The sequence below is a fragment of the Nostoc sp. genome, from assembly GCF_036916655.1.
Taxonomy (GTDB): Bacteria; Cyanobacteriota; Cyanobacteriia; order Cyanobacteriales; family Nostocaceae; genus Nostoc.
Genome location: NZ_JBALFY010000114.1, coordinates 60,559 through 79,827, shown reverse-complemented (window position 1 = coordinate 79,827; position 19,269 = coordinate 60,559). Strand labels below are relative to the sequence as shown.

Genomic DNA, 19,269 nt, shown 5'->3' with positions numbered 1-19,269 from the left:
CCCAACTGCTGCAAGAAGTCTATTCATAGCAAAGAATTCAAAAAGGTAATATTAGAAAGAATCGTTAAAAGGTAATCATGTCAGCTATCCAAACAACTGTGGTTCTTGCGATGACGGCCGATGGAAAAATTAGTGCCGTAGATCCGAAAGCGCCTCGCGAATCCGATGCAGCCGATCAAGCACACTTGGAGTATCAAGTTTCTCTTGCCGATTTAGTTCTGGTAGGAGCAGGGACTATTCGGGCTGAGGGAGGAACTTTTTCAATTCGCAATCCTGAGTTGTTGGCAGCACGTGAGGTTCGGGGTCAGTCTCCTCAGCCGATTACCTGTGTTGTCTCAGGTTCCCTAGACCTATCGCCGGACTTGGCTTTTTTGAGTCAGGACATTGAGCGATGGATATTCACTACACGGACTGGTTTAGAGCGCAATTCTGATACAACAATCCTGCACAAACTGGCTGAATTAATTGATTTGGGAGATACAAACCTAGACTGGGATCGAGCCTATACCTTGATGGCAGAGCGAGGTATTCATAAAGTTGTTGCTTTGGGAGGCGGCTCTTTAACAGCTGCTCTATTGCAGGCAGGACGAATTGACGATTGGTGGTTAACCATTTGGCCAGTCATTTATGGAGGAAAGGACGCCCCTAGCCCAGTGGAGGGAGAGGGTTTTATTCCTAGTGCTGCTCCTCATCTTCAACTCGTTGAAACTCGTCAGGTTGGAAGTGAGTTGTTTTTACACTACCGCACACTTAAGTGATTTCTTTCACTGATGAATTGCGTCTAGAGACGCAATTCATTTGGTTTTAATTAGCCAGGGGGCCAATCCAACTGCCGTCCTCCTAAAATATGTAAATGTAAATGATGGACTGTTTGACCACCGTCATCACCAGTGTTGATGACAACTCGATAACCATTTTTCAGTCCCGCTTCTTCTGCAACACGTTTGACGGTTAACAAAAGATGACCCAACAGAGCATGATCCTCAGATTCAGCATCAGCTAGCGCAGCCAGGGGTTTTTTGGGAATGACCAAGATATGAGTCGGCGCTTGGGGATGAATGTCTTTGAATGCCAGGGCTAAATTATCCTCATAAACAATATCAGCCGGAATTTCCCGACTAATGATTTTGCTGAAGATCGTTTCTGTAGTCTCACTCATGTCAATTTACCTACTTATCTCTTAGAGATTTTATAATTAGACACCATTAAATGTAGTGAGATAAAAACTAGCTTCTCCATTTAAGAGAAGCTAGCTATTACTACGATTGATGAATAATTTTATTTTCTCCTTAATCTAGAGAATGTTCAGCTATTTTGGTTGAGTAGGGCGATTTTCTTGGGGAGAAGGTACACCATCGCCAGGAGGATGAGGTGGAATACCTAGTGCATCAATCAACTGTTGTTCTGTAACTCCTAACTTGGTGGCTGCGGCTTTCAAATCTGGTCTAGGTGGACGCTGATTGCGATCGCCTGGATTTGGAGGATTGGCAGGAACTCCCAAGGCAGCCTTTAACTGTGCTTCTGTAACTCCTAACTTGGTGGCTGCGGCTTTCAAATCTGGTCTGGGTGGACGCTGATTGCGATCGCCTGGATTCGGAGGATTGGCAGGAACTCCTAAGGCAGCTTTCAACTGTGCTTCTGTAACTCCTAACTTGGTGGCTGCGGCTTTCAAATCTGGTCTGGGTGGACGCTGATTGCGATCGCCTGGATTTGGAGGATTGGCAGGAACTCCTAAGGCAGCTTTCAACTGTGCTTCTGTGACTCCTAACTTGGTGGCTGCGGCAGCAAAATCAGGTCTGGGTGGACGCGGCTGTTCGTTTGATGGTTGGTTGGGTGGTTGTTGTGCCTGTGCTATTTGATCGAATTTATTAGCAGCATTTGCTTGATTGAGTGAAATAAAACCAAATGTGCCAACTAAAACAGGAATTGCTGTCACTACTAGAAATCGACGAATATTCATAAAAATCAACCTTCAAAAGGTAGGGTGTTCATATTTATAATTGAGCCACCTCAAAATTACAGCTTGTCTATTTTATAAATTACAGTTTTGTAATTTAAACAGAAAATAATGAATTTAAAATGGAATAATATGTGAACTCATAAATACTTGTGAATGTTCTATTTGTCGAAGATGAAGCGAAAATTGCTAACTTTGTCCGGGCTGGGCTGAAGGAGCAGGGATTTGTTGTAGATTACTGCGATAACGGTGATGAAGGATATCTGCGGGCATTAGATAACGCTTATGATGTGATTTTACTCGACATTATGATGCCGGGAAAAGATGGACTATCGATTCTAAAACTATTGCGGCGGCAAGGTCGGAATACTCCAGTAATTCTGTTGACGGCTCGGAATGAACTAGACGATCGCTTGCAAGGACTAAATTTGGGAGCCGATGACTATATCGCTAAACCGTTTTTTGTGGAAGAGTTAGTAGCTAGAATTCATGCCGTTATGCGTCGGAGTGTGAGCGATCGCCAGAATGTACTTGGCGTTGGGCCGATTAAACTCGATCGCATCACCAGAGAAGTTACTTGCAATCATCAGGCGATAGAACTCACCAGCCGCGAATTTAATCTTCTAGAATATTTAATGCGCTCTCCCGGAAGGGTTTTCACTCGTACCCAAATTCTAGAACACGTTTGGGGGTACGACTTTAACCCTAACACCAACGTTGTGGATGTTTGTATTCAGCGAATTCGTAAAAAAATTGACCCCATTGATGAAGCAGTCTGGATTGAAAGCATTCGAGGGGTTGGATACCGATTTCGCAAGCCAGATTCTTCCTCATGAAACTTGATTCTTTTCGACTCCGCCTTGCTCTGTTGTCTGCGGCTCTAGCTGGAAGCACATTAGTCGGATTTGGTGCAATTTCTTGGTTGCAGATTTACAATGCTAAGATTAGTCGCCTGGATGCAGAACTATTAAATCAATTGCTGCGGGTAACTCCGAACTCGCCTCAACGACAGGAACCTCCAGTTCCCGGAAGTTTTTTCCAATCAGGCGATCGCCAATCTTACAAAGATTCATTATCTTATACTTTTGGAACCAACACAAAAATCCCCGTCGCCGTTCTGGTGATTGATTCAAACGGCAATATACTTTATCAATCAAACTCCTTACCTGCCGATCTTGAGGTGAATCGTCTGTTGCTGGCGCGTCTCCAGTTGACACCTCTACCACCACCCCCAAAGAGAGAACCACCGCCTTTATCCCCCAATACAAATCCACCCTTCGATCCGCCGCCGCCGATTCGTCCACGTCCACCTCAACTTGTCACTCAACAGACGACAAAAGCAGTCTGGCGGATTGGAGCCACTAAATTTCCCAATGCTCAGATTGCCATTGCTGTTAGCTTACAAGCCGTCGATCAAGAGATGGCTACGATTCGCAATATCTTTCTAGTTTCAATTCCGGGAGCGCTGTTGCTAGTTGCAGTGGGAGCATGGTTAGTTTCTGGTGGTGCTTTGCGTCCTATCCGTCAATTAACGGGCGTAATTCAACAGGTGACTGTCAAAGGGTTAGATCAGCGAATTCCCATTGGAACAACTGATGTGGAATTTGTCGAACTGATTCAGGTGTTTAACTTGATGTTGGAACGCTTGGAACGCAGTTTTACTCAAGCTTCCCGATTTAGTGGTGATGCGGCTCATGAACTGAAAACCCCACTAACTATTTTACAAGGCGAACTTGAACGAACACTACAGCAGGTTGATTCTGGTAGTGAAGTGCAACAGCGCTTAAGCAACCTGTTGGATGAGGTGCGCCGCCTGAGTGGAATTATGCGGAAACTTTTGTTGCTATCGCTGGCAGATGCAGGAAAAATGAGCTTGTATCTGGTTGAAGTGGATATGTCTGAGTTGCTCATGGAGATGCTAGAAGATGTGGAAATGCTAGCTCCCCAGTTGACTGTGCAAACTGATTTCACTGATGGACTGCGGGTACAAGGCGATCGCGATCTTTTAATTCAAGTTTTGCAAAACCTGTTCAGTAATGCCATCAAATATAATCTTCCAAACGGTTGGATCAAAATTCGCACTTATCAAACTCCAGCAACCCTCAATGTAACCATTGTCAATGCATCCCAAGATATTCCCGCGAGCGATTGCGATCGCATTTTTGACCGCTTCTATCGCGGCGATCCCTCACGCAACCGCAAAATAGAAGGAATCGGACTAGGACTCAGCCTATCCCGCGAAATTGCCCGCGCCCATCGTGGCGATCTCACCCTTGACTCAACACCTTTAGGTCAAACAGCATTCACCCTGACTTTACCGGTGAAGTTTTGAAGGAGAATTCAGAAGTTAGAATTCAGGAGCATGGCGACTCAGCCAATCAGCATTTTCACGTAGGATATGCAGAATACTTCCGTGAACGACCGTTTCCAAATGTAGCCGCTCCTTTAAAGGAGAAGAGTTGTAAACTTTAGGGTGTCTAAATGATTCCTCTACCCCTTCGACTACATAGCGATTAGGGACATGACTTAAAATATGGGCAATTAGCTTTTGCCGCAATTCATGAACTGAAAAGGCTAATTGATAAGGATGTTCAGGATACTCATTCAAGACATGATCAATTTCTTGAATGACGATTGGCAATGTTAAATTGATTAATGTGTGCGACATTTTTTAGCAACCTAATTAAAAAGAAAAATCTTAGGATTTACTTCTGATTTTCCTAGTCTTGTTTATAAAACAGAATTTAGGAGTCAGAATTACAGCTACTTGAAAGTGCTGTAATTTTGTACGACTGGCGAATATATAACTGGGTTTAACAAACCTTGATTCTGAATTCTTCTTCAAAAACTGGCATCTCCTGACGGCAACAACTACAACGCCAATAAAGCCCTCTCATACTTATATGGCGGAGTAAAATAGTTGAACATCCAGGGCAAGTATGCCTGCTATTCATTAAGTGCTTGATTGTTGTGATGAAAATAGGCTGTTGGGTGCGATCTGGTTTTAGATACCTTGACCGCAGCATTAAATTGCTTAATAAAATATCCACTTCAAAACCTGGATTGATTTGATCGCTGTGTAACCTCTAGCCAAAAAGCTTTTACAGCTTGCTCTAATTGGTCTTATAAGTAACAGAATAACAAACAGATGTTTGAAATAGAGTATTTGCAAGCGTTTGATTTATGTTTGATTTGTATTAATTAAGCAAAAAGTTTAGCTTTTTCTTGTTGATAGATAATACTGCAATTCACTTCATCTATCTCAGGGAAGATTATGTCTAGATAGACCGCTTACATAATATTAATTGGGTCTACATCAATAGTTAAACTCACAGACGAAGGACAAAGCGATCGCACTTCTTCCCAATCTGGCAACTTTGGTAAGGCATCGGGGTCAAATTTAATCAATATCTGCCAGCGATAACGATTAGCTACTCGTAAAATACTGGCTGGTGCTGGGCCTAATATTTCAAATTCTTCTTCTGTACTCAAGGTTGTAGCAATAATTTGCGCCGTATTTTGCACCTGAATCGGGTCGAGACTACTTAAACGCAGCAAAATTAACCGCCCATAAGGGGGATAATTAAGTGCTTGGCGTTGTTCTAATTCCGCTTGAGAGAAAGACTGGTAATCGTGCGATCGCACTGCTGCAATTACCTGATGCTCTGTAGTATAAGTCTGCACAATCACTCTACCCGGATCTTCGCCTCTCCCAGCACGTCCAGCGACTTGAGTCAAGGTTTGAAACGCTCGTTCGCTGGCACGATAATCTGATAAATTTAGCAATCCATCGGCGGCGACAACGCCCACAAGTGTCACCTGTGGTAAATCCAAACCCTTGGTGAGCATTTGCGTACCGACTAACAAATCTGCTTCGCCGTTAGCAAACTGGGTGAGTAGAGTCCGATGTGAGCCTTTGTTGCGGGTGGTATCGCTATCAAAACGAATCAAGCGCAACTCTGGAAACTGTCGCGCTAATTCTTGCGTTACCCGTTGAGTACCGCTACCGAAAAATTTCAGGTAAGGGGAACTACAATCAGGGCAAAATTTGGGGTGCGATCGCGCATAGTTACAATAATGACACCGCAATAATTCCGGCGCTTTTTCTTCGGTGTGGTGATACGCCAGCGACACATCACAGTGCGGACATTCCAAAACATATCCACAACTGCGACAAGAGACAAAAGTACTGTGTCCCCGGCGATGGATAAATAAAATTCCCTGTTGTTTTCTTTCTTGCAACTCTTGCAAAGCTGTTTGCAGCGATCTACTAAATATAGAACGATTTCCCTGCTGTAACTCTTGCCGCATATCGACGATTTCCACCGGCGGTAAAGGGCGAGAGTTGATGCGCTCAGGCAAACTTAAATAATGAGAAGAGTTAGGAGTTAGGAGTGAGGAGTTAGGAGTTATGAATTCTCCCCCTGCCCCCCCTGCCTCCCCTGCCCCCTGCCCCCTGCCCCCTGCCCCCTGCATACTTACCCAACTCTCCAACGAAGGCGTAGCGGAACCCAATACCAAGGGGCAATTTTCTAATTCGGCTCGCCACTGGGCAACGGTGCGGGCGTGGTAGGTAGGTATGGGGGAATCTTGTTTAAAGCTGCTGTCGTGTTCTTCATCTAAAATAATTAAACCCAAGTTTGGTAAAGGGGCGAAAACGGCGCTGCGAGTCCCAATGACAACTTGCGGTTCTCCGGTGAGCATAAGCCGCCAAGTATCGTAACGTTCACCATCTGAGAGGGCGCTGTGATAGACGCTGACTTTATTACCAAAACGGGCGCGAAAACGATCGGTTAGCTGCGGTGTTAGTCCAATTTCTGGCACTAAAACCAGGGCAGATTTACCTTGATTAAGGAGAGGTGCGATCGCTTGCAAATATACTTCAGTTTTTCCTGAACCTGTCACCCCATGCAATAAAACTTGAGCAAATCCATTTAGTGTCTGGATTGTCGCTAAGGCGCTAGCTTGAGCTGCATTTAATGACTTTGGTTGATCTTTAGCTAATACTGGGCCTTGTTCCCTTCGCAATACTTCCCGTTCTTCGATGACAATACAGCCCTTTTGTTCTAACCCTTTTAGGGTAGAAGTAGTTGTCTTACAAATCTGTAGGAACTCATTTAGCCACAACTCGCCACCACAATCGCGTAGCACTTTTAAAATTTCCCGTTGACGCTTATTTAAATCAATGTAAGATCCATCGGCAACTAACGTGACTACTGGTTTTGTCTGGGGTTGAGAATATCTAAGTAATTCCACATAACTTTCTGCCCAATTGCGTTCGAGTAATTGCTTTTTTCCCCTATCAAATCCTTGAACTTGGCGCTTGAGGAATTTGAAGCTGTAGTCCCCATCAACTTGAGATTGCAGAATTTGGAGAATTTGACGAGCTGCTTTTGAACCAAGGAATTCTATTGCACCATTGGGAATGTTTTCTCGCTTGAGCCGAATGCGATGCTGCGATCGCCCCAATAATCCAGGTGGCAACGCCATACGTATTACCTGAATCAGTTGTGTGTAGTAATACTGCGATACCCGTTCCAACAAAATAAAGTAATTATCTCCGATGAAATCCTTCTGAATCACATCTTCTACTTCCCGGATTTTTTCCGGTGCTAAATCTGCTGGGGGTTTTGCCAGGAAACGAATAGCTACTCCTCCCACCTGTTGTGCCCCAAATGGCACACTCAAAATATCCCCTGGTTTTACTTCTAACTTGGCAGGTAATCGATACGTATACAGTTTTTCCCCTTTCTCTAATTCCGTTGAGGCTCCTGGACAGTCTACCAATACTTCAACCCACCGATTAACAGTTTCACCTGACTTGTATGATTCACTCGGTTCACTCACCACTAAAGCAGATAAATTTATGTCCTTAATATACATACTTTCTGATTTTATAATTAAATACTTTCCTCACATAGCTGGTTAAAATCAACCTCGCTAACTAAACTCTGATTTTTCTTTTTCTTAAATTTAAATGGTATTTCTCAATACTGTTATTCTTCATAATACTTGATAATTTTCCTCTTATGTAATCTACTAGACAAATTCGTATCAACTATACGTGCAATAAATATTTGGTACCCACTATACAAATAAAACCATGTCGGCTATTGCTGCAACAGTTGCTCTATCGACTAAATATGGAGTAGCCTTTTTCCGCCTATCGGTAGATATTCAACTCTGTCTGCTTATGAGATGCTTTTATACAAAGTAAGATTGTACCAAAATTAAGCTGCTATTCCTATAATTTGTATCATGTAAGCATCTTTAAATCAAATTGGTAATACATAAATCAAGTAGTAGGTTTTTATTTTATCTAGTGACATTTAGCACTTAAGATATTAAAAATATTTAGAAAAATATATGAAAGTTTAAGAAAATTGGATGATTAACTGAGATTTTTATATTTGTTAAGGTTGAGAAAGTTTGAGGGGGATTTGACATATTTGATAATTCAGAAAAAAATGAAGAATATATCTGTTGGGAATCCGAGAAAAAAGTTTTTTTGGGTGCTAAGGTAAGTTTCGCTATAGGTTGTATATAACTGTAACCTATATGTGCTAAGTAGATGCCGATTTTTATTTCTGTAGATAAATTAGCATCAGCCTGTATTTCGCTATCCAAAGGGGTGCATCGTCCATTAGGGAAAACTACCAAGCCTCAAAAGAGTAGGTGTAACTAAATTCTGTACCAAATAAAGCAACAATCCCTAAAGGAAAATATGAATATTGTTGAATTAGGAAAAATGGAAATACTGGAGAATGCTGCTGATATTGAAGAACCATCACTCGATAGTTTAAACGCAGTAGCAGAAGAAGAATCTCCAATTGTAGTAGAAAATCAGGAATCAGATGAACGCGATGGAGATGAAATGGCGGCGGCTCGTCCTTCGGGATACAACAAAACCGAACATGATGATGCTGTTGGCGCATTTTTTAAAGAAATGGCGCGTTATCCGCTGTTAAAAGCTGATGAAGAAGTAGAGTTAGCACGGCGAGTCAGATTTCTAGAAGAAGTTAGAGAAATACAAGCGGCTTTAGAGTTAAAACTAGAACGTGAAGCCAGCAAACTAGAAGTAGCTTCCGAGCTAGAAATGACGGAAAAGCAATTAGAAAGTCGCTTGTATCAAGGCAGAGTAGCGAAACGCAAAATGATTCGCTCAAACTTAAGATTGGTAGTATCTATTGCCAAGCGATATCTAAATCGGGGAGTGCCTTTTCTGGATTTAATTCAGGAAGGAGCAATGGGTTTAAATCGTGCTACCGAAAAGTTTGATCCCGATAAAGGATATAAGTTTTCGACTTACGCTTATTGGTGGATTAGACAAGCAATTACCAGAGCTATAGCTAACGATGCACGGACAATTCGGCTACCTATACATATTGTTGAAAAGCTTAACAAGCTGAAAAAAGCCCAACGGGAACTCAAACAAAAACTTTCTCGTAATCCCACCGAAGCTGAAATGGCAGAAGCTTTGGAAATGAGCGTACAACAACTACGCCAGCTACAACAATTACGGCGACAAGCACTTTCTCTCAACCATCGTGTCGGTAAAGAAGAAGACACAGAATTGATGGATTTGCTAGAAGATGAAGACAACTTGTCTCCAGAAGCAAAAATGAATGAAAACATGATGCGTCAGGAGATTTGGGAAGTCTTGGGTGACGTGTTAACTCCACGAGAAAAAGATGTGATTTCTCTGCGCTATGGTTTGACAACCAGCGAACCCTGCACTTTAGAAGAAGTTGGCAATATGTTCAATCTTTCTCGTGAGCGAGTGCGTCAAATTCAAAGCAAAGCCATGCGGAAATTGCGCCGTCCTCACATAGCTAAACGTTTAAAAGGTTGGTTGATTTAATTACATTACTCAAGATAGAGATGCAATACCTAACCTAATTAGTTTTGCAATTCGCAAAAATCAGGTGTTTTGTAGCTTTTTTCGGCTCTTGTTTAGTCAATACTCAAAAAAATTGCCCAGTTAACTATAGACTATGGACTATCAACTATGGACTATAGACTAATGACTTCGGGTAGCAATTTGATTGTGCGTTTTGCCGAACCAGCCGATTACAGCGTACTGTTTAAATTAATTGAAGGACTTGCAGAGTATGAAAAATTATCTCACGCTGTTACTGGCAATGCTCTAGCACTTCAGGAGCATTTATTTGGTTCACGGAGATATGTAGAGGCAATATTAGCGGAATCTGCGGGTCAAGCGGTTGGTTTTGCGCTGTTTTTTCATAATTATTCAACATTTCTGACTAAGCCAGGAATTTATCTGGAAGATTTATTTGTTTTACCAGAATATCGCAGGCAAGGTATTGGTAAGGCTCTCCTGACTAAAGTAGCTCAGATAGCTGTAGAACGCGATTGTGGCCGATTAGAGTGGAGTGTCTTGGATTGGAACGAGTCAGCCCAAGCATTTTACCGTAGTATGGGAGCATCTATATTAGATGATTGGCGAATTTGTCGCGTTACAGAAGATGCGCTGATTCACTTAGGAGCGATTAATTGAAGAAGAATTCAGGAGTCAGAATCAAGACGCTCTCTACGAGAGAGACGCTGCACGTAGCTTGCTTCTCTGTAAGAGTACGCGGACTCGCTCTAAGCGTTGGCGTACCTCTCTAAGAGTTACCATGCCGTTGGCGCAGCCTCTCGTAGAGAAGGCTTTACGCTACGCTATCCGCCTGTCATACAGAAAACATTGCTGAATTCTGACTCCTGACTCCTAAATTCTGTTCGATAAAAGATGAAGCAGGAAAATTTTCATCTTGAATATTTCATCCTTAAATTTTGATGATTTTTTAATAGGATACTCAAATTTACATAAATTACGAATAATTTAAGATTGCCATAGTCTAGATGTAGTGTTTCGTCAATAAGTATATTCTCGTCAGATATTATTGCTGACTAACAACCCTAAATCTAAAAAACCTCAAAGATTCAAAAACTAAAAATTTTATTTAATAAAGCAAAGTTTGACAGCTTGTCGTTTGACTATGGTAGCGGCTCAACTCACAATTATGGAGGATATTGCACCAAATAAGCCGTTATTGCAGAGGGAACACGAAATGAAAAAAATGATTACAGTCATGCTGTTAGGCATAGCAATCTTCACCTTTGCCTTCACTAGTCCAGCTTTGGCGGGAGATGCTGCTAGTGGAGCTAAAGTATTTAGTGCCAATTGTGCCTCTTGTCATGCGGGAGGAAAGAATCTGGTTCAAGCTGCCAAAAACTTGAAGAAGGAAGCTTTGGAAAAGTATGGTTTGTACTCAGCAGAGGCAATTATTACCCAAGTTACAAACGGTAAAAATGCTATGCCTGCTTTCGGCAAACGCTTGAAGCCTGAACAAATTGAAAATGTAGCTGCTTATGTGCTTTCCCAAGCAGATAAGGGGTGGAAGTAGACTAAAATCTAACTTCAAAAATTAACAATTTGCGGGGCTTTTTGTCCCGCTAATTTTGTTGCCACTGAAATGATCAAATAGGATGCTTATACCAATTTTGGATTAAAGAGTCTTTACAAAAAGACTGTTCCAAAAATATCAAACAATACTATCTATCCTAATTTGGTATTATGAGTGATTTCTGGCGATTATTTTTCAGTATAATTATTGCTTTACCTCTCATTTTCTTGACTTTACCTGCAAATTCTGCACCCATTTTAATTACCCAAATTACAGCAGGTGATTTCTTAGAGTTGGGTGTAGATAAGATGCAACACGGTGATTATCAGGAAGCAATAGAGAATTTCAACCAGGCGATTGCACTAGAGAAAGATTTGGCTGTGGCTTATAGCGATCGCTGTCTTGCTTATCTCCAATTACAAGATTACCATCAAGCGATCGCAGATTGTACGCAAGCCATAAATTTTGCACCAGATAACTCTGAGGCTTATCTAAACCGGGGAGTAGCATTCTACAGACAAGGGGATTATGCTGCTGCCATTGTCGATCATAACCGAGCGATCGCACTTAAACCCTACGATTTTCGAGCTTACTACAACCGAGGGTTAGCCCGTGCTGGCGATGGGAAAGACTCGGAGGCAATTCTTGACTTTAATTTAGCCCTAACTCAAATTCCTCGAATCAGTAGCTTATTGCTTGCAGATATCTATAATGACAGAGGTTTAGCGCATTTTGTCTTGCAAGATACCCAAGCTGCGATGCTCGACTTTAGTTTAGCAATTCGCCTCAATGCTAACGATTATAGAGCGTACTTTAACCGAGCTTGTGCTTGCGGACGAAACGGAGATGACTTTGGTGCAGTACGTGATTTTTCTCAAGTCATCAGACTTAACCCCAGTAATGCCCAGGCTTATGTTAATCGGGGAGTAGCCCAGTATCGCTTAGGATATCATTTAGCTGCGATCACTGATTTACAAAAAGCATCTGAGTACTTTGAAAACCAAGGAAAGAGAGTTGCCTACGAAAAAACTCTAGATTTACTGAAGAATCTGCGACAACAAATTTCCTTTGCAACTGAAATCGCTCTTTTATAAGACTTTCAGTACTATATAGGGTATCCACCAGCTTGAAAAATCTGTTCGGCGGTTAAGTTTAACTCTGGGAAAAGAGGTGAGATAATGCGATCGCTACCTCGAAACTGGCTGACTTGATATTCTCCCTCAATTAAGGTGTAAAGCGAGACAGTTGGTTGTTTAGGGTTGCCAATAAATCGCCTACCGCCTAAAGCAGCATAATCTACAATCCAGTATTCTGCGATGCCTACAGCCTCATAGTCAGCAGCTTTTTTTAAATAATCATCACGCCAATTGCTACTCACTACCTCAATTACTAAGGGTATTGATTCTGCTTGGCTTACAGTAGATTCTTTTTTCCACAAAGGTTCGTTTACCAAATTGGGGCGATTTAATATCAGCACATCTGGTGAGTAAGCAGATTCATTTTCAGGCGGTTTGACTAATACTGTTTTAGGTATGAAGTAGGGGAGATTTAAACGAATACATTCTCTAGTAACTTCAAAAGCTAAAAATCCAACTACCTCTTCATGGTCGCCTGTAGGTTGCGTCATCTCTACAATTACTCCATCATGCAATTCATAACGTTTTCCTGTGTTGTCAGGATATTTAGCAACGAATTCATCAAATGTAACTAGTTTGCGTAAGGCTTGAATCATAAATTATTGTCTTCTATTGTGTTTGTGAAGCGTCTATTTTTCTCAATGCTAACGTAATTCGTAATTGTTACATTTAGCGCTTCTCAGTATAGTTCAATACAAACCTAACCCACAGCCCTTTCCCTACAAGGAAAGTAAGCCTCAAAGTCTCTCTACTTTTAGGATAGAGGTCAGATCATATTACCATTAGAACCGAGATCACACTTCAATAAGTTCATCTCGGCTAAACTAAATATTTATACTTAAGTATAACAAATACTCATATAGGAACTTAAATTATGGCAATGAGGAGAGGCGATCGCAGAGATTCTAATTATGACAACAATGTTAATAATCCTCACTCACGACAGAAGGAACCAACTCCTCCTCGTGAGCTTCAACAGCTATTGATGACTGTTCGTGCCCAACGCGATGAATGGGAACAACGTGCAAAAGAAAATGAGGAAGCTACATTTCAACTGGTTCATGTAAAGCAAGAGATTCAAACTTACCAAATCGAAACTAATGAGCTAAAAGAGAAAGTTACTCAAAATTATCGCTTCTATATTGATGAGCAAGAAAATCATCAAAAGACGCTCTGTCTATACAACGAAGAAAAAGCGAAAATATCCCAGCTAGTTCATGTTCACCAGCGAGAAATTCAAACTTGCCAACTCGAAGCTAATGAACTCAAAGAGCAAGTAACTCAAAATTATCGTTTCTATATTGATGAGCAAAAAAGTCATCAACAAACGCTCTGTCTCTACAACGAAGAAAAAGCGAGAGCAACTGAATTCCTTACCAAATATGATGCAGCTAACTCTGAACGAGAAATGTATTTAACTTTATATAATGAGGCCAAAGCAGAACTCAAACATGAGCGTCGTTCCAAAGCTAGTATTAAGGGATGGGAAACTCGCCGAAAAGCTGAGAATGAAAAGCTAAAACGAGAAATTGCCCAGATGGTTGTGCTATTGCGTGACTCTTTAGCAAGTAAAGATGAAGCAGTAAATAGTCTTTACCTTGTAGCAGAGCGTATGGATCGGATTCAATCTCTAGTTGATTCGGTAGAAGAAGAAACAACTAACAATCCTATAGGTTTAGTACAAAAGTTTAAACGCATCTGGCTAGCAATTAAAGATATCCTTTCTGAATAAACAAGCATATTCATGAGCAATAAATCACTACCAACCACGCAAAAACAAGGTAAAGCGAGGCTGGGAGATCAAATTCGCAGTATTGCCGATCGCCTTAAACAAGAGACAGATGTACAGATAACAGCAACTTCTCGGATTTTAGGGGCTGCGGCTCAAATTGCCGAAAATCATGACCAACTTATTAATGAAGTAGTTGATATGGTTGAGTCAGACCTAAATGCAGAGAAAAACGTATATCAAAAGCATACTTATACTGTTGATATTCTGAAGCAACAGTTTAAAACATTACGGAATGCAAAGGCTCACTTTAATCTGAAAGTTAGTAGTTGGGAATCACTAGTTAATAAATTAAATGCTACATTTTACCAAACAACCATAATAAAGAATAAACCTCAATCAAATCAGGGGTTGGCAGAAACTAATGTGATAAATGGTGAATATAATTTTAAGAATATTGAAAAATTGACGGTTTTTTTAGAACCTGATGTTGCAGAAATGTTTCCCAATTCAGAAGCAGTAAATGAAGCTCTGCGTTTTCTAATTAGAGTTACGAGTAAAAATCGTTGATTAGAGCAACTATATAGAAAAATAAATATATTTTCCTATATGGTTAAATCTCTTTTTCTCCTCGTATTGCTAACCGATCAGGCGTAACACCATCAGAGAGCGATCTGTAACTGGCACAGTTTGAGAACCTGAAACTAATTTTCCCCGATCTAAAAAGCGAGGTTCATTAGTGTCAATTACTATCTCCCATACTTTTTCTTTAAATTCATTGGGCAAAGCAAAGTCAATTAACTCGTAATGAGCGTTAAAAAACAACAGAAAACTTTCATCAATAATCCGCTCACCACGATCCCCTGGAGTAGCTATTCCCTGCCCATTCAAAAAAATCTCCATTACTTTGGCATAACTAACTAGCCATTGCGTCTCAGTCATTTCACTGCCATCAGAATTAAACCAAGCAATATCATTAATGCCTAATCCGTGGATGGGGCGACCTTGAAACCACTTACGTCGTCGCAATACTGGATGCTGATGGCGAAAATTAATTAGTTCGCGTGTAAAGTCTAGTAAATCCGAATTCGCTTTATGCAAATCCCAATGCCGCCAAGAAATCTCATTGTCTTGGCAGTAAACATTATTATTTCCCTTTTGACTACAGCCAATCTCATCCCCCTCTAATAGCATTGGGACACCTTGAGATAGCATTAGGGTTGCTAAAAAGTTTCTTCGTTGCCGTTCGCGCAAACGCATTACTTCTGGATCGTCGGTTTCGCCTTCTGCACCACAATTCCAGGATCTATTATGGCTTTCACCATCTCTACTATCTTCCCCGTTTGCTTCATTATGCTTTTCGTTGTAGCTGACCAAATCATTTAACGTGAAACCATCATGAGCAGTTATGAAATTAATACTTGCATTTGGGTTACGCCCATTGGTTTGATATAGGTCAGGGCTACCAGTAAAACAATAAGCAAATTGTCCTAAACTATCATCTACACCACGCCAAAAATCTCTGACTGTATCCCGATATCTTCCATTCCATTCAGACCAACGCAGTGGAAAATTCCCGACTTGATAGCCGCCTTCTCCTAAATCCCAAGGTTCAGCAATTAGCTTCACATCTGCCAAGATTGGGTCTTGATGAATAATATCAAAGAAAGCTGATAGGTTATCTACTTCATATAATTCTCGTGCTAGCGCTGAGGCCAAATCAAATCGAAAGCCATCTACATGCATTTCTATTACCCAATAGCGCAGGCTATCCATGATTAACTTCAGAACTTGAGCATGACGCACATTCAGAGAGTTACCGCAGCCTGTAAAATCCATGTAGTAACGAGGATCGTCCTTTACCAAACGGTAATATACAGAATTATCAATACCTCGCAAAGATAGCGTTGGCCCGAAATGATTTCCTTCGCCTGTGTGGTTGTAAACTACATCTAAAATAACTTCAATTCCAGCAAAATGTAGTGCCTTGACCATTTGTTTGAATTCAGCGACTTGTTGTCCCCCAGTACCACTAGCACTGTAACTAGAATAGGGTGCAAAATAGTTGATGGAATCATAGCCCCAGTAATTCTTTAATCCTTTGTCTTCTAAATGTCCTGGATGAGATAGAAAATGATGTACTGGCATCAATTCGACTGCTGTAATTCCCAATTGCAGTAAGTGTTGAATTGCAGCCGGATGCGCTAACCCGGCATAAGTGCCGCGCAACTCTTCTGGAATACCTGGATGTAGTTTTGTAAAGCCTTTGACGTGAGTTTCATAAATAACAGTTGTATGCCAAGGTGTAGCAAGAAGTTGATCGCCTTCCCAATCAAAAGATTGATCGACTACAACACACTTGGGCATTATTTTGGCATCATCTAGTTCAGAAAAAACTAGGTCTTTTTCCTCAGCGTCTAGAGAGTAGCCAAAGACAGATGGATCGTTACTAAATTCACCGTCAATTGCTTTAGCGTAGGGGTCAATCAATAGTTTGTTGGGATTAAATCGATGACCTACTTCCGGTGCCCAAATCCCATGCACTCTAAACCCATATTTTTGACCTGGCCCAACTCCTGGTAAATAACCATGCCAAACAAAATTGTTTTTTTCTGTCAGAGGTAAGCGAATTTCTTCGTCATCATTATCAAATAAACAAAGTTCTACCCCTGTTGCATTTTCCGAAAATAAAGCAAAGTTTGTTCCTTTACCATCCCAAGTCGCACCTAAAGGATATACTTTACCTGGCCATAAAGTTACATACATAAGTAAATCTTGAATGATTTGTTTTTCGGCAAATAATTAATTTTGACTTTTTTGAACAATTAGTCAAAATTGAAAGTTACTAATAATTCGTTAAAATCACTAACATTCAAATCTAACTGATAAATAATGTTATCTGCTCTATCATTAGCAATATAAATCTCTATTCCCTAAGTGAGAAAAATTCCAGATTTCAAGCGGTAGTTGTGGAAATTGCGATCGCTTCGGCGGGACTAACCCCGGTGGAGATGGAAAATTAATATAAGTTTCATGTAAGATACACTTATCTTTTACAATTATGTGCTTACACGGCATTCCACATCTATCTTAGGTTAAGTTAATTTATTAAATTATTCTACCGATTGGGGGATGTAAAAAAAAATACCTTGTTGTTAGTTTATGTAGTAGCTGAATCAACTACAAGCTGGAGATAAAAACCATGACTATCGAAAAAAGAATAGAAGCTACTGCAAAAAATATTGAAGGAAAAATTCAAGAGGTTGTGGGTGAAATAACCGGTAATCCACAAGACAAAGCTGAAGGACAAGCAAAGCAAGCTGAAGCCGAAGTTTCTCACACTGTAGAAAACATTAAGGACGAAGTTAAGAAAATTGTAGAATAATTTAGCTGGTGTAGTGTCAATACGCCTGGGCTAAGAAAAATTGTAGGTTGGGTGAAGCAAAGCGTAACCCAACCACACTATGAAAATAAGAAAATAAAAGCAAAATAATATATATATTTAATTCAATATGGTTTGTTACAGCAGTTTTCATGTATTTGAACCACATGTGTCGTAAGGGCACAGCATTGCTCATTGGTGTCAACTTAATGTGACTTAACGTGAAACCGCTCGTCCATCGGGAATTGAAATTCCCGCCTCATAGCTAAAAGTCATCTGAAGATGACTAAATATCGCCCAAAATCTCCAGTCTACTTCAGTAGACTTTAGCTAAAAGCCAAAGAAACTTATTTCACGCCGGGTGAGGAAGGCAACAGATAAGCCATTTTTAGCTTAAGTTGACACCAATGAGTATTGTTGTGCCCCTGCCACGTTGTACATTACAGCGCTTCCGGCAGTTATGAGGTACATCCTCAAAGCTGAAAGCTATGATAGGAAAGGGCAAGAAGAAAAACTGTACCATATTGCATAATAGCTGTCAGTGCTTTAACCCAAGTTTTTCTAGTCCTCTTCTAGAGGACTTGCACCATTAGACAGGGGATTCTATTCCCTGGCGGTCTGGCGGTCTGTATTGCATAATAGCTGTCAGTGCTGTAACTCCCTACTCCCTACTCCCTACTTCTAACTCAGCCTGACAACCTTCTACCGAAGTGCCTTGTCGCATGGCATTAACTAAAGCCTCATAATTAGACCAATTTTCTTGGAGTAGGGTTTTTGCCTGGAGGGTATGAAACCGTAGTTTCTGCTGATAAGTTGATTCAGAAAAGCCCAAAATTGTCAAGACTCCTATCAGCTTGCTTTTATCATCACTTCCACCCTCAGCATTATTGAAAACTAGAGTTTCAGCAGCAATACCCGCCATCCAAACAGTGCAGTAGCGGTCTAACATTTGGGCACTGATTTTACCTACTTCTAGTTGAGATGCTAATTCGCCATCATCAAAGCTAACGCCGCCTTGCCCAGTTTGACCCTGTTTCCAGGCTTCCCAAGCGCTGAGTGTATACCCAGTAACAGGAATACCCAACAGGTAAGCAACCAAAAAATGCCCAGCTTCGTGGTGGACGATGCGATCGCGATGTTCTTTTGAAAAACCAGCAATCCAATCTAAAAAAATAGTACCACCCTTGCCTTGCAAGCTGAAACTATCTAATGTCGCTATGCCTAAGATAGTGAAGGTAGCAAGTGCCGGTACTGCTGGTGATAAGTTTAAGAATGGCCCCAGCAATACCGATAGGGTCATCAGAAAGATAGATATTGCAACTAAATTTAGGCTAGTCTGGCTCATTGAAACTTTTCTGAGAATCTTCTTTATCGAACAGAATTCAGGAGTCAGGAGTCAGAATTCAGAATGAATAATATCATGTCCACGGTTTTTCTAACTCTATCTAAAGTATAGCGGTAGGCACATAGGTTAGGACATTTTAAATACTTGAATGCCAGGCATAGCAAGACTTTTACCTCCTGCCTTTTGCCTTCTGCCTCCTGCTATAAAGTCACTGTATGACACTTTAGTTGCTCTTGTAAAGAATCCAGATAATTAAATTGTGCCAATTATTAGCAAGATATGTTGCTGATATTTGGCACAATTAGTATCT

Annotated in this window: 17 protein-coding genes; 10 read left to right on the top strand and 7 right to left on the bottom strand. The window is 40.9% G+C overall.

Going from position 1 to position 19,269, the window contains the following annotated elements; genetic code table 11:
• The first annotated feature begins 77 nt into the window (after window positions 1–77).
• Complete coding sequence (locus V7L31_RS30100) at window positions 78–758, top strand: RibD family protein (protein WP_334699622.1); 681 nt, start codon at window positions 78–80, stop codon at window positions 756–758.
• A 50-nt stretch (window positions 759–808) separates the two neighbouring features.
• On the opposite strand, the gene V7L31_RS30095 is transcribed toward V7L31_RS30100, so the two are convergent.
• Both V7L31_RS30095 and V7L31_RS30090 read right to left on the bottom strand, forming a co-directional pair.
• On the bottom strand, window positions 809–1,159 hold the full coding sequence (locus V7L31_RS30095; protein WP_334699621.1) for a histidine triad nucleotide-binding protein: 351 nt from the start codon (window positions 1,157–1,159) through the stop codon (window positions 809–811).
• Window positions 1,160–1,309: 150 nt separating this feature from the next.
• A complete protein-coding gene (locus tag V7L31_RS30090) occupies window positions 1,310–1,960 on the bottom strand; it encodes a hypothetical protein (protein ID WP_334699620.1) in 651 nt (216 codons plus the stop codon).
• Between the two features lie 149 nt (window positions 1,961–2,109).
• Here V7L31_RS30090 and V7L31_RS30085 point away from each other — a divergent pair, with 149 nt between their 5' ends.
• Both V7L31_RS30085 and V7L31_RS30080 read left to right on the top strand, forming a co-directional pair.
• Window positions 2,110–2,793, top strand: coding sequence for a response regulator transcription factor (locus tag V7L31_RS30085; RefSeq protein ID WP_334699619.1), 684 nt, complete (start codon window positions 2,110–2,112; stop codon window positions 2,791–2,793).
• Window positions 2,790–4,289 carry an ATP-binding protein gene (locus V7L31_RS30080; protein WP_334699618.1) on the top strand — a complete coding sequence of 500 codons (1,500 nt, stop codon included), beginning with the start codon at window positions 2,790–2,792 and terminating at the stop codon, window positions 4,287–4,289. The genes V7L31_RS30085 and V7L31_RS30080 overlap by 4 nt, the downstream gene beginning before the upstream one ends.
• A gap of 15 nt (window positions 4,290–4,304) precedes the next feature.
• On the opposite strand, the gene V7L31_RS30075 is transcribed toward V7L31_RS30080, so the two are convergent.
• Both V7L31_RS30075 and priA read right to left on the bottom strand, forming a co-directional pair.
• Window positions 4,305–4,625 carry a hypothetical protein gene (locus V7L31_RS30075; RefSeq protein WP_334699617.1) on the bottom strand — a complete coding sequence of 107 codons (321 nt, stop codon included), beginning with the start codon at window positions 4,623–4,625 and terminating at the stop codon, window positions 4,305–4,307.
• A 623-nt stretch (window positions 4,626–5,248) separates the two neighbouring features.
• Window positions 5,249–7,840, bottom strand: coding sequence for a primosomal protein N' (gene priA / locus V7L31_RS30070; protein ID WP_334699616.1), 2,592 nt, complete (start codon window positions 7,838–7,840; stop codon window positions 5,249–5,251).
• Window positions 7,841–8,645: 805 nt separating this feature from the next.
• On the opposite strand from priA, the gene V7L31_RS30065 reads away from it, so the two are divergent.
• From V7L31_RS30065 to V7L31_RS30050, 4 genes are all read left to right on the top strand, one after another.
• Window positions 8,646–9,818, top strand: a complete 1,173-nt coding sequence (locus V7L31_RS30065; RefSeq protein WP_334699636.1) for an RpoD/SigA family RNA polymerase sigma factor — start codon at window positions 8,646–8,648, stop codon at window positions 9,816–9,818.
• A gap of 162 nt (window positions 9,819–9,980) precedes the next feature.
• A complete protein-coding gene (locus V7L31_RS30060) occupies window positions 9,981–10,475 on the top strand; it encodes a GNAT family N-acetyltransferase (protein ID WP_334699615.1) in 495 nt (164 codons plus the stop codon).
• Between the two features lie 556 nt (window positions 10,476–11,031).
• Window positions 11,032–11,367, top strand: coding sequence for a cytochrome c6 PetJ (gene petJ / locus V7L31_RS30055; protein ID WP_334699614.1), 336 nt, complete (start codon window positions 11,032–11,034; stop codon window positions 11,365–11,367).
• Window positions 11,368–11,537: 170 nt separating this feature from the next.
• The gene (locus tag V7L31_RS30050) at window positions 11,538–12,461 is read left to right on the top strand and encodes a tetratricopeptide repeat protein (protein WP_334699613.1); all 924 of its coding nucleotides are present in this window, start codon (window positions 11,538–11,540) and stop codon (window positions 12,459–12,461) included.
• A gap of 11 nt (window positions 12,462–12,472) precedes the next feature.
• Here V7L31_RS30050 and V7L31_RS30045 read toward each other — a convergent pair whose 3' ends face one another.
• Window positions 12,473–13,099 carry a Uma2 family endonuclease gene (locus tag V7L31_RS30045; RefSeq protein ID WP_334699612.1) on the bottom strand — a complete coding sequence of 209 codons (627 nt, stop codon included), beginning with the start codon at window positions 13,097–13,099 and terminating at the stop codon, window positions 12,473–12,475.
• Between the two features lie 278 nt (window positions 13,100–13,377).
• On the opposite strand from V7L31_RS30045, the gene V7L31_RS30040 reads away from it, so the two are divergent.
• Both V7L31_RS30040 and V7L31_RS30035 read left to right on the top strand, forming a co-directional pair.
• The gene (locus V7L31_RS30040) at window positions 13,378–14,235 is read left to right on the top strand and encodes a hypothetical protein (protein WP_334699611.1); all 858 of its coding nucleotides are present in this window, start codon (window positions 13,378–13,380) and stop codon (window positions 14,233–14,235) included.
• A 12-nt stretch (window positions 14,236–14,247) separates the two neighbouring features.
• A complete protein-coding gene (locus V7L31_RS30035) occupies window positions 14,248–14,802 on the top strand; it encodes a hypothetical protein (protein WP_334699610.1) in 555 nt (184 codons plus the stop codon).
• 69 nt (window positions 14,803–14,871) lie between these two features.
• Here V7L31_RS30035 and glgX read toward each other — a convergent pair whose 3' ends face one another.
• Entirely contained in the window at window positions 14,872–16,998 is a 2,127-nt protein-coding gene (glgX, locus tag V7L31_RS30030) for a glycogen debranching protein GlgX (protein ID WP_334699609.1), read from the bottom strand.
• 436 nt (window positions 16,999–17,434) lie between these two features.
• On the opposite strand from glgX, the gene V7L31_RS30025 reads away from it, so the two are divergent.
• Entirely contained in the window at window positions 17,435–17,617 is a 183-nt protein-coding gene (locus V7L31_RS30025) for a CsbD family protein (RefSeq protein WP_334699608.1), read from the top strand.
• 658 nt (window positions 17,618–18,275) lie between these two features.
• Here the strand turns inward: V7L31_RS30025 and V7L31_RS30020 are convergent.
• Window positions 18,276–18,959, bottom strand: a complete 684-nt coding sequence (locus V7L31_RS30020; RefSeq protein ID WP_334699607.1) for an ATP-dependent Zn protease — start codon at window positions 18,957–18,959, stop codon at window positions 18,276–18,278.
• Between the last annotated feature and the right edge of the window lie 310 nt (window positions 18,960–19,269).

What these genes read in the sequence shown, in the direction of transcription:
- V7L31_RS30025 (WP_334699608.1), top strand. Translation starts at nt 17,435, where the DNA reads ATGACTATCGAAAAAAGAATAGAAGCTACTGCAAAAAATATTGAAGGA.
- V7L31_RS30050 (WP_334699613.1), top strand. Translation starts at nt 11,538, where the DNA reads ATGAGTGATTTCTGGCGATTATTTTTCAGTATAATTATTGCTTTACCT.
- V7L31_RS30060 (WP_334699615.1), top strand. Translation starts at nt 9,981, where the DNA reads ATGACTTCGGGTAGCAATTTGATTGTGCGTTTTGCCGAACCAGCCGAT.
- V7L31_RS30100 (WP_334699622.1), top strand. Translation starts at nt 78, where the DNA reads ATGTCAGCTATCCAAACAACTGTGGTTCTTGCGATGACGGCCGATGGA.
- V7L31_RS30080 (WP_334699618.1), top strand. Translation starts at nt 2,790, where the DNA reads ATGAAACTTGATTCTTTTCGACTCCGCCTTGCTCTGTTGTCTGCGGCT.
- V7L31_RS30095 (WP_334699621.1), bottom strand. Translation starts at nt 1,159, where the DNA reads ATGAGTGAGACTACAGAAACGATCTTCAGCAAAATCATTAGTCGGGAA.
- V7L31_RS30040 (WP_334699611.1), top strand. Translation starts at nt 13,378, where the DNA reads ATGGCAATGAGGAGAGGCGATCGCAGAGATTCTAATTATGACAACAAT.
- petJ (WP_334699614.1), top strand. Translation starts at nt 11,032, where the DNA reads ATGAAAAAAATGATTACAGTCATGCTGTTAGGCATAGCAATCTTCACC.
- priA (WP_334699616.1), bottom strand. Translation starts at nt 7,840, where the DNA reads ATGTATATTAAGGACATAAATTTATCTGCTTTAGTGGTGAGTGAACCG.
- V7L31_RS30020 (WP_334699607.1), bottom strand. Translation starts at nt 18,959, where the DNA reads ATGAGCCAGACTAGCCTAAATTTAGTTGCAATATCTATCTTTCTGATG.
- V7L31_RS30045 (WP_334699612.1), bottom strand. Translation starts at nt 13,099, where the DNA reads ATGATTCAAGCCTTACGCAAACTAGTTACATTTGATGAATTCGTTGCT.
- V7L31_RS30035 (WP_334699610.1), top strand. Translation starts at nt 14,248, where the DNA reads ATGAGCAATAAATCACTACCAACCACGCAAAAACAAGGTAAAGCGAGG.
- glgX (WP_334699609.1), bottom strand. Translation starts at nt 16,998, where the DNA reads ATGTATGTAACTTTATGGCCAGGTAAAGTATATCCTTTAGGTGCGACT.
- V7L31_RS30075 (WP_334699617.1), bottom strand. Translation starts at nt 4,625, where the DNA reads ATGTCGCACACATTAATCAATTTAACATTGCCAATCGTCATTCAAGAA.
- V7L31_RS30090 (WP_334699620.1), bottom strand. Translation starts at nt 1,960, where the DNA reads ATGAATATTCGTCGATTTCTAGTAGTGACAGCAATTCCTGTTTTAGTT.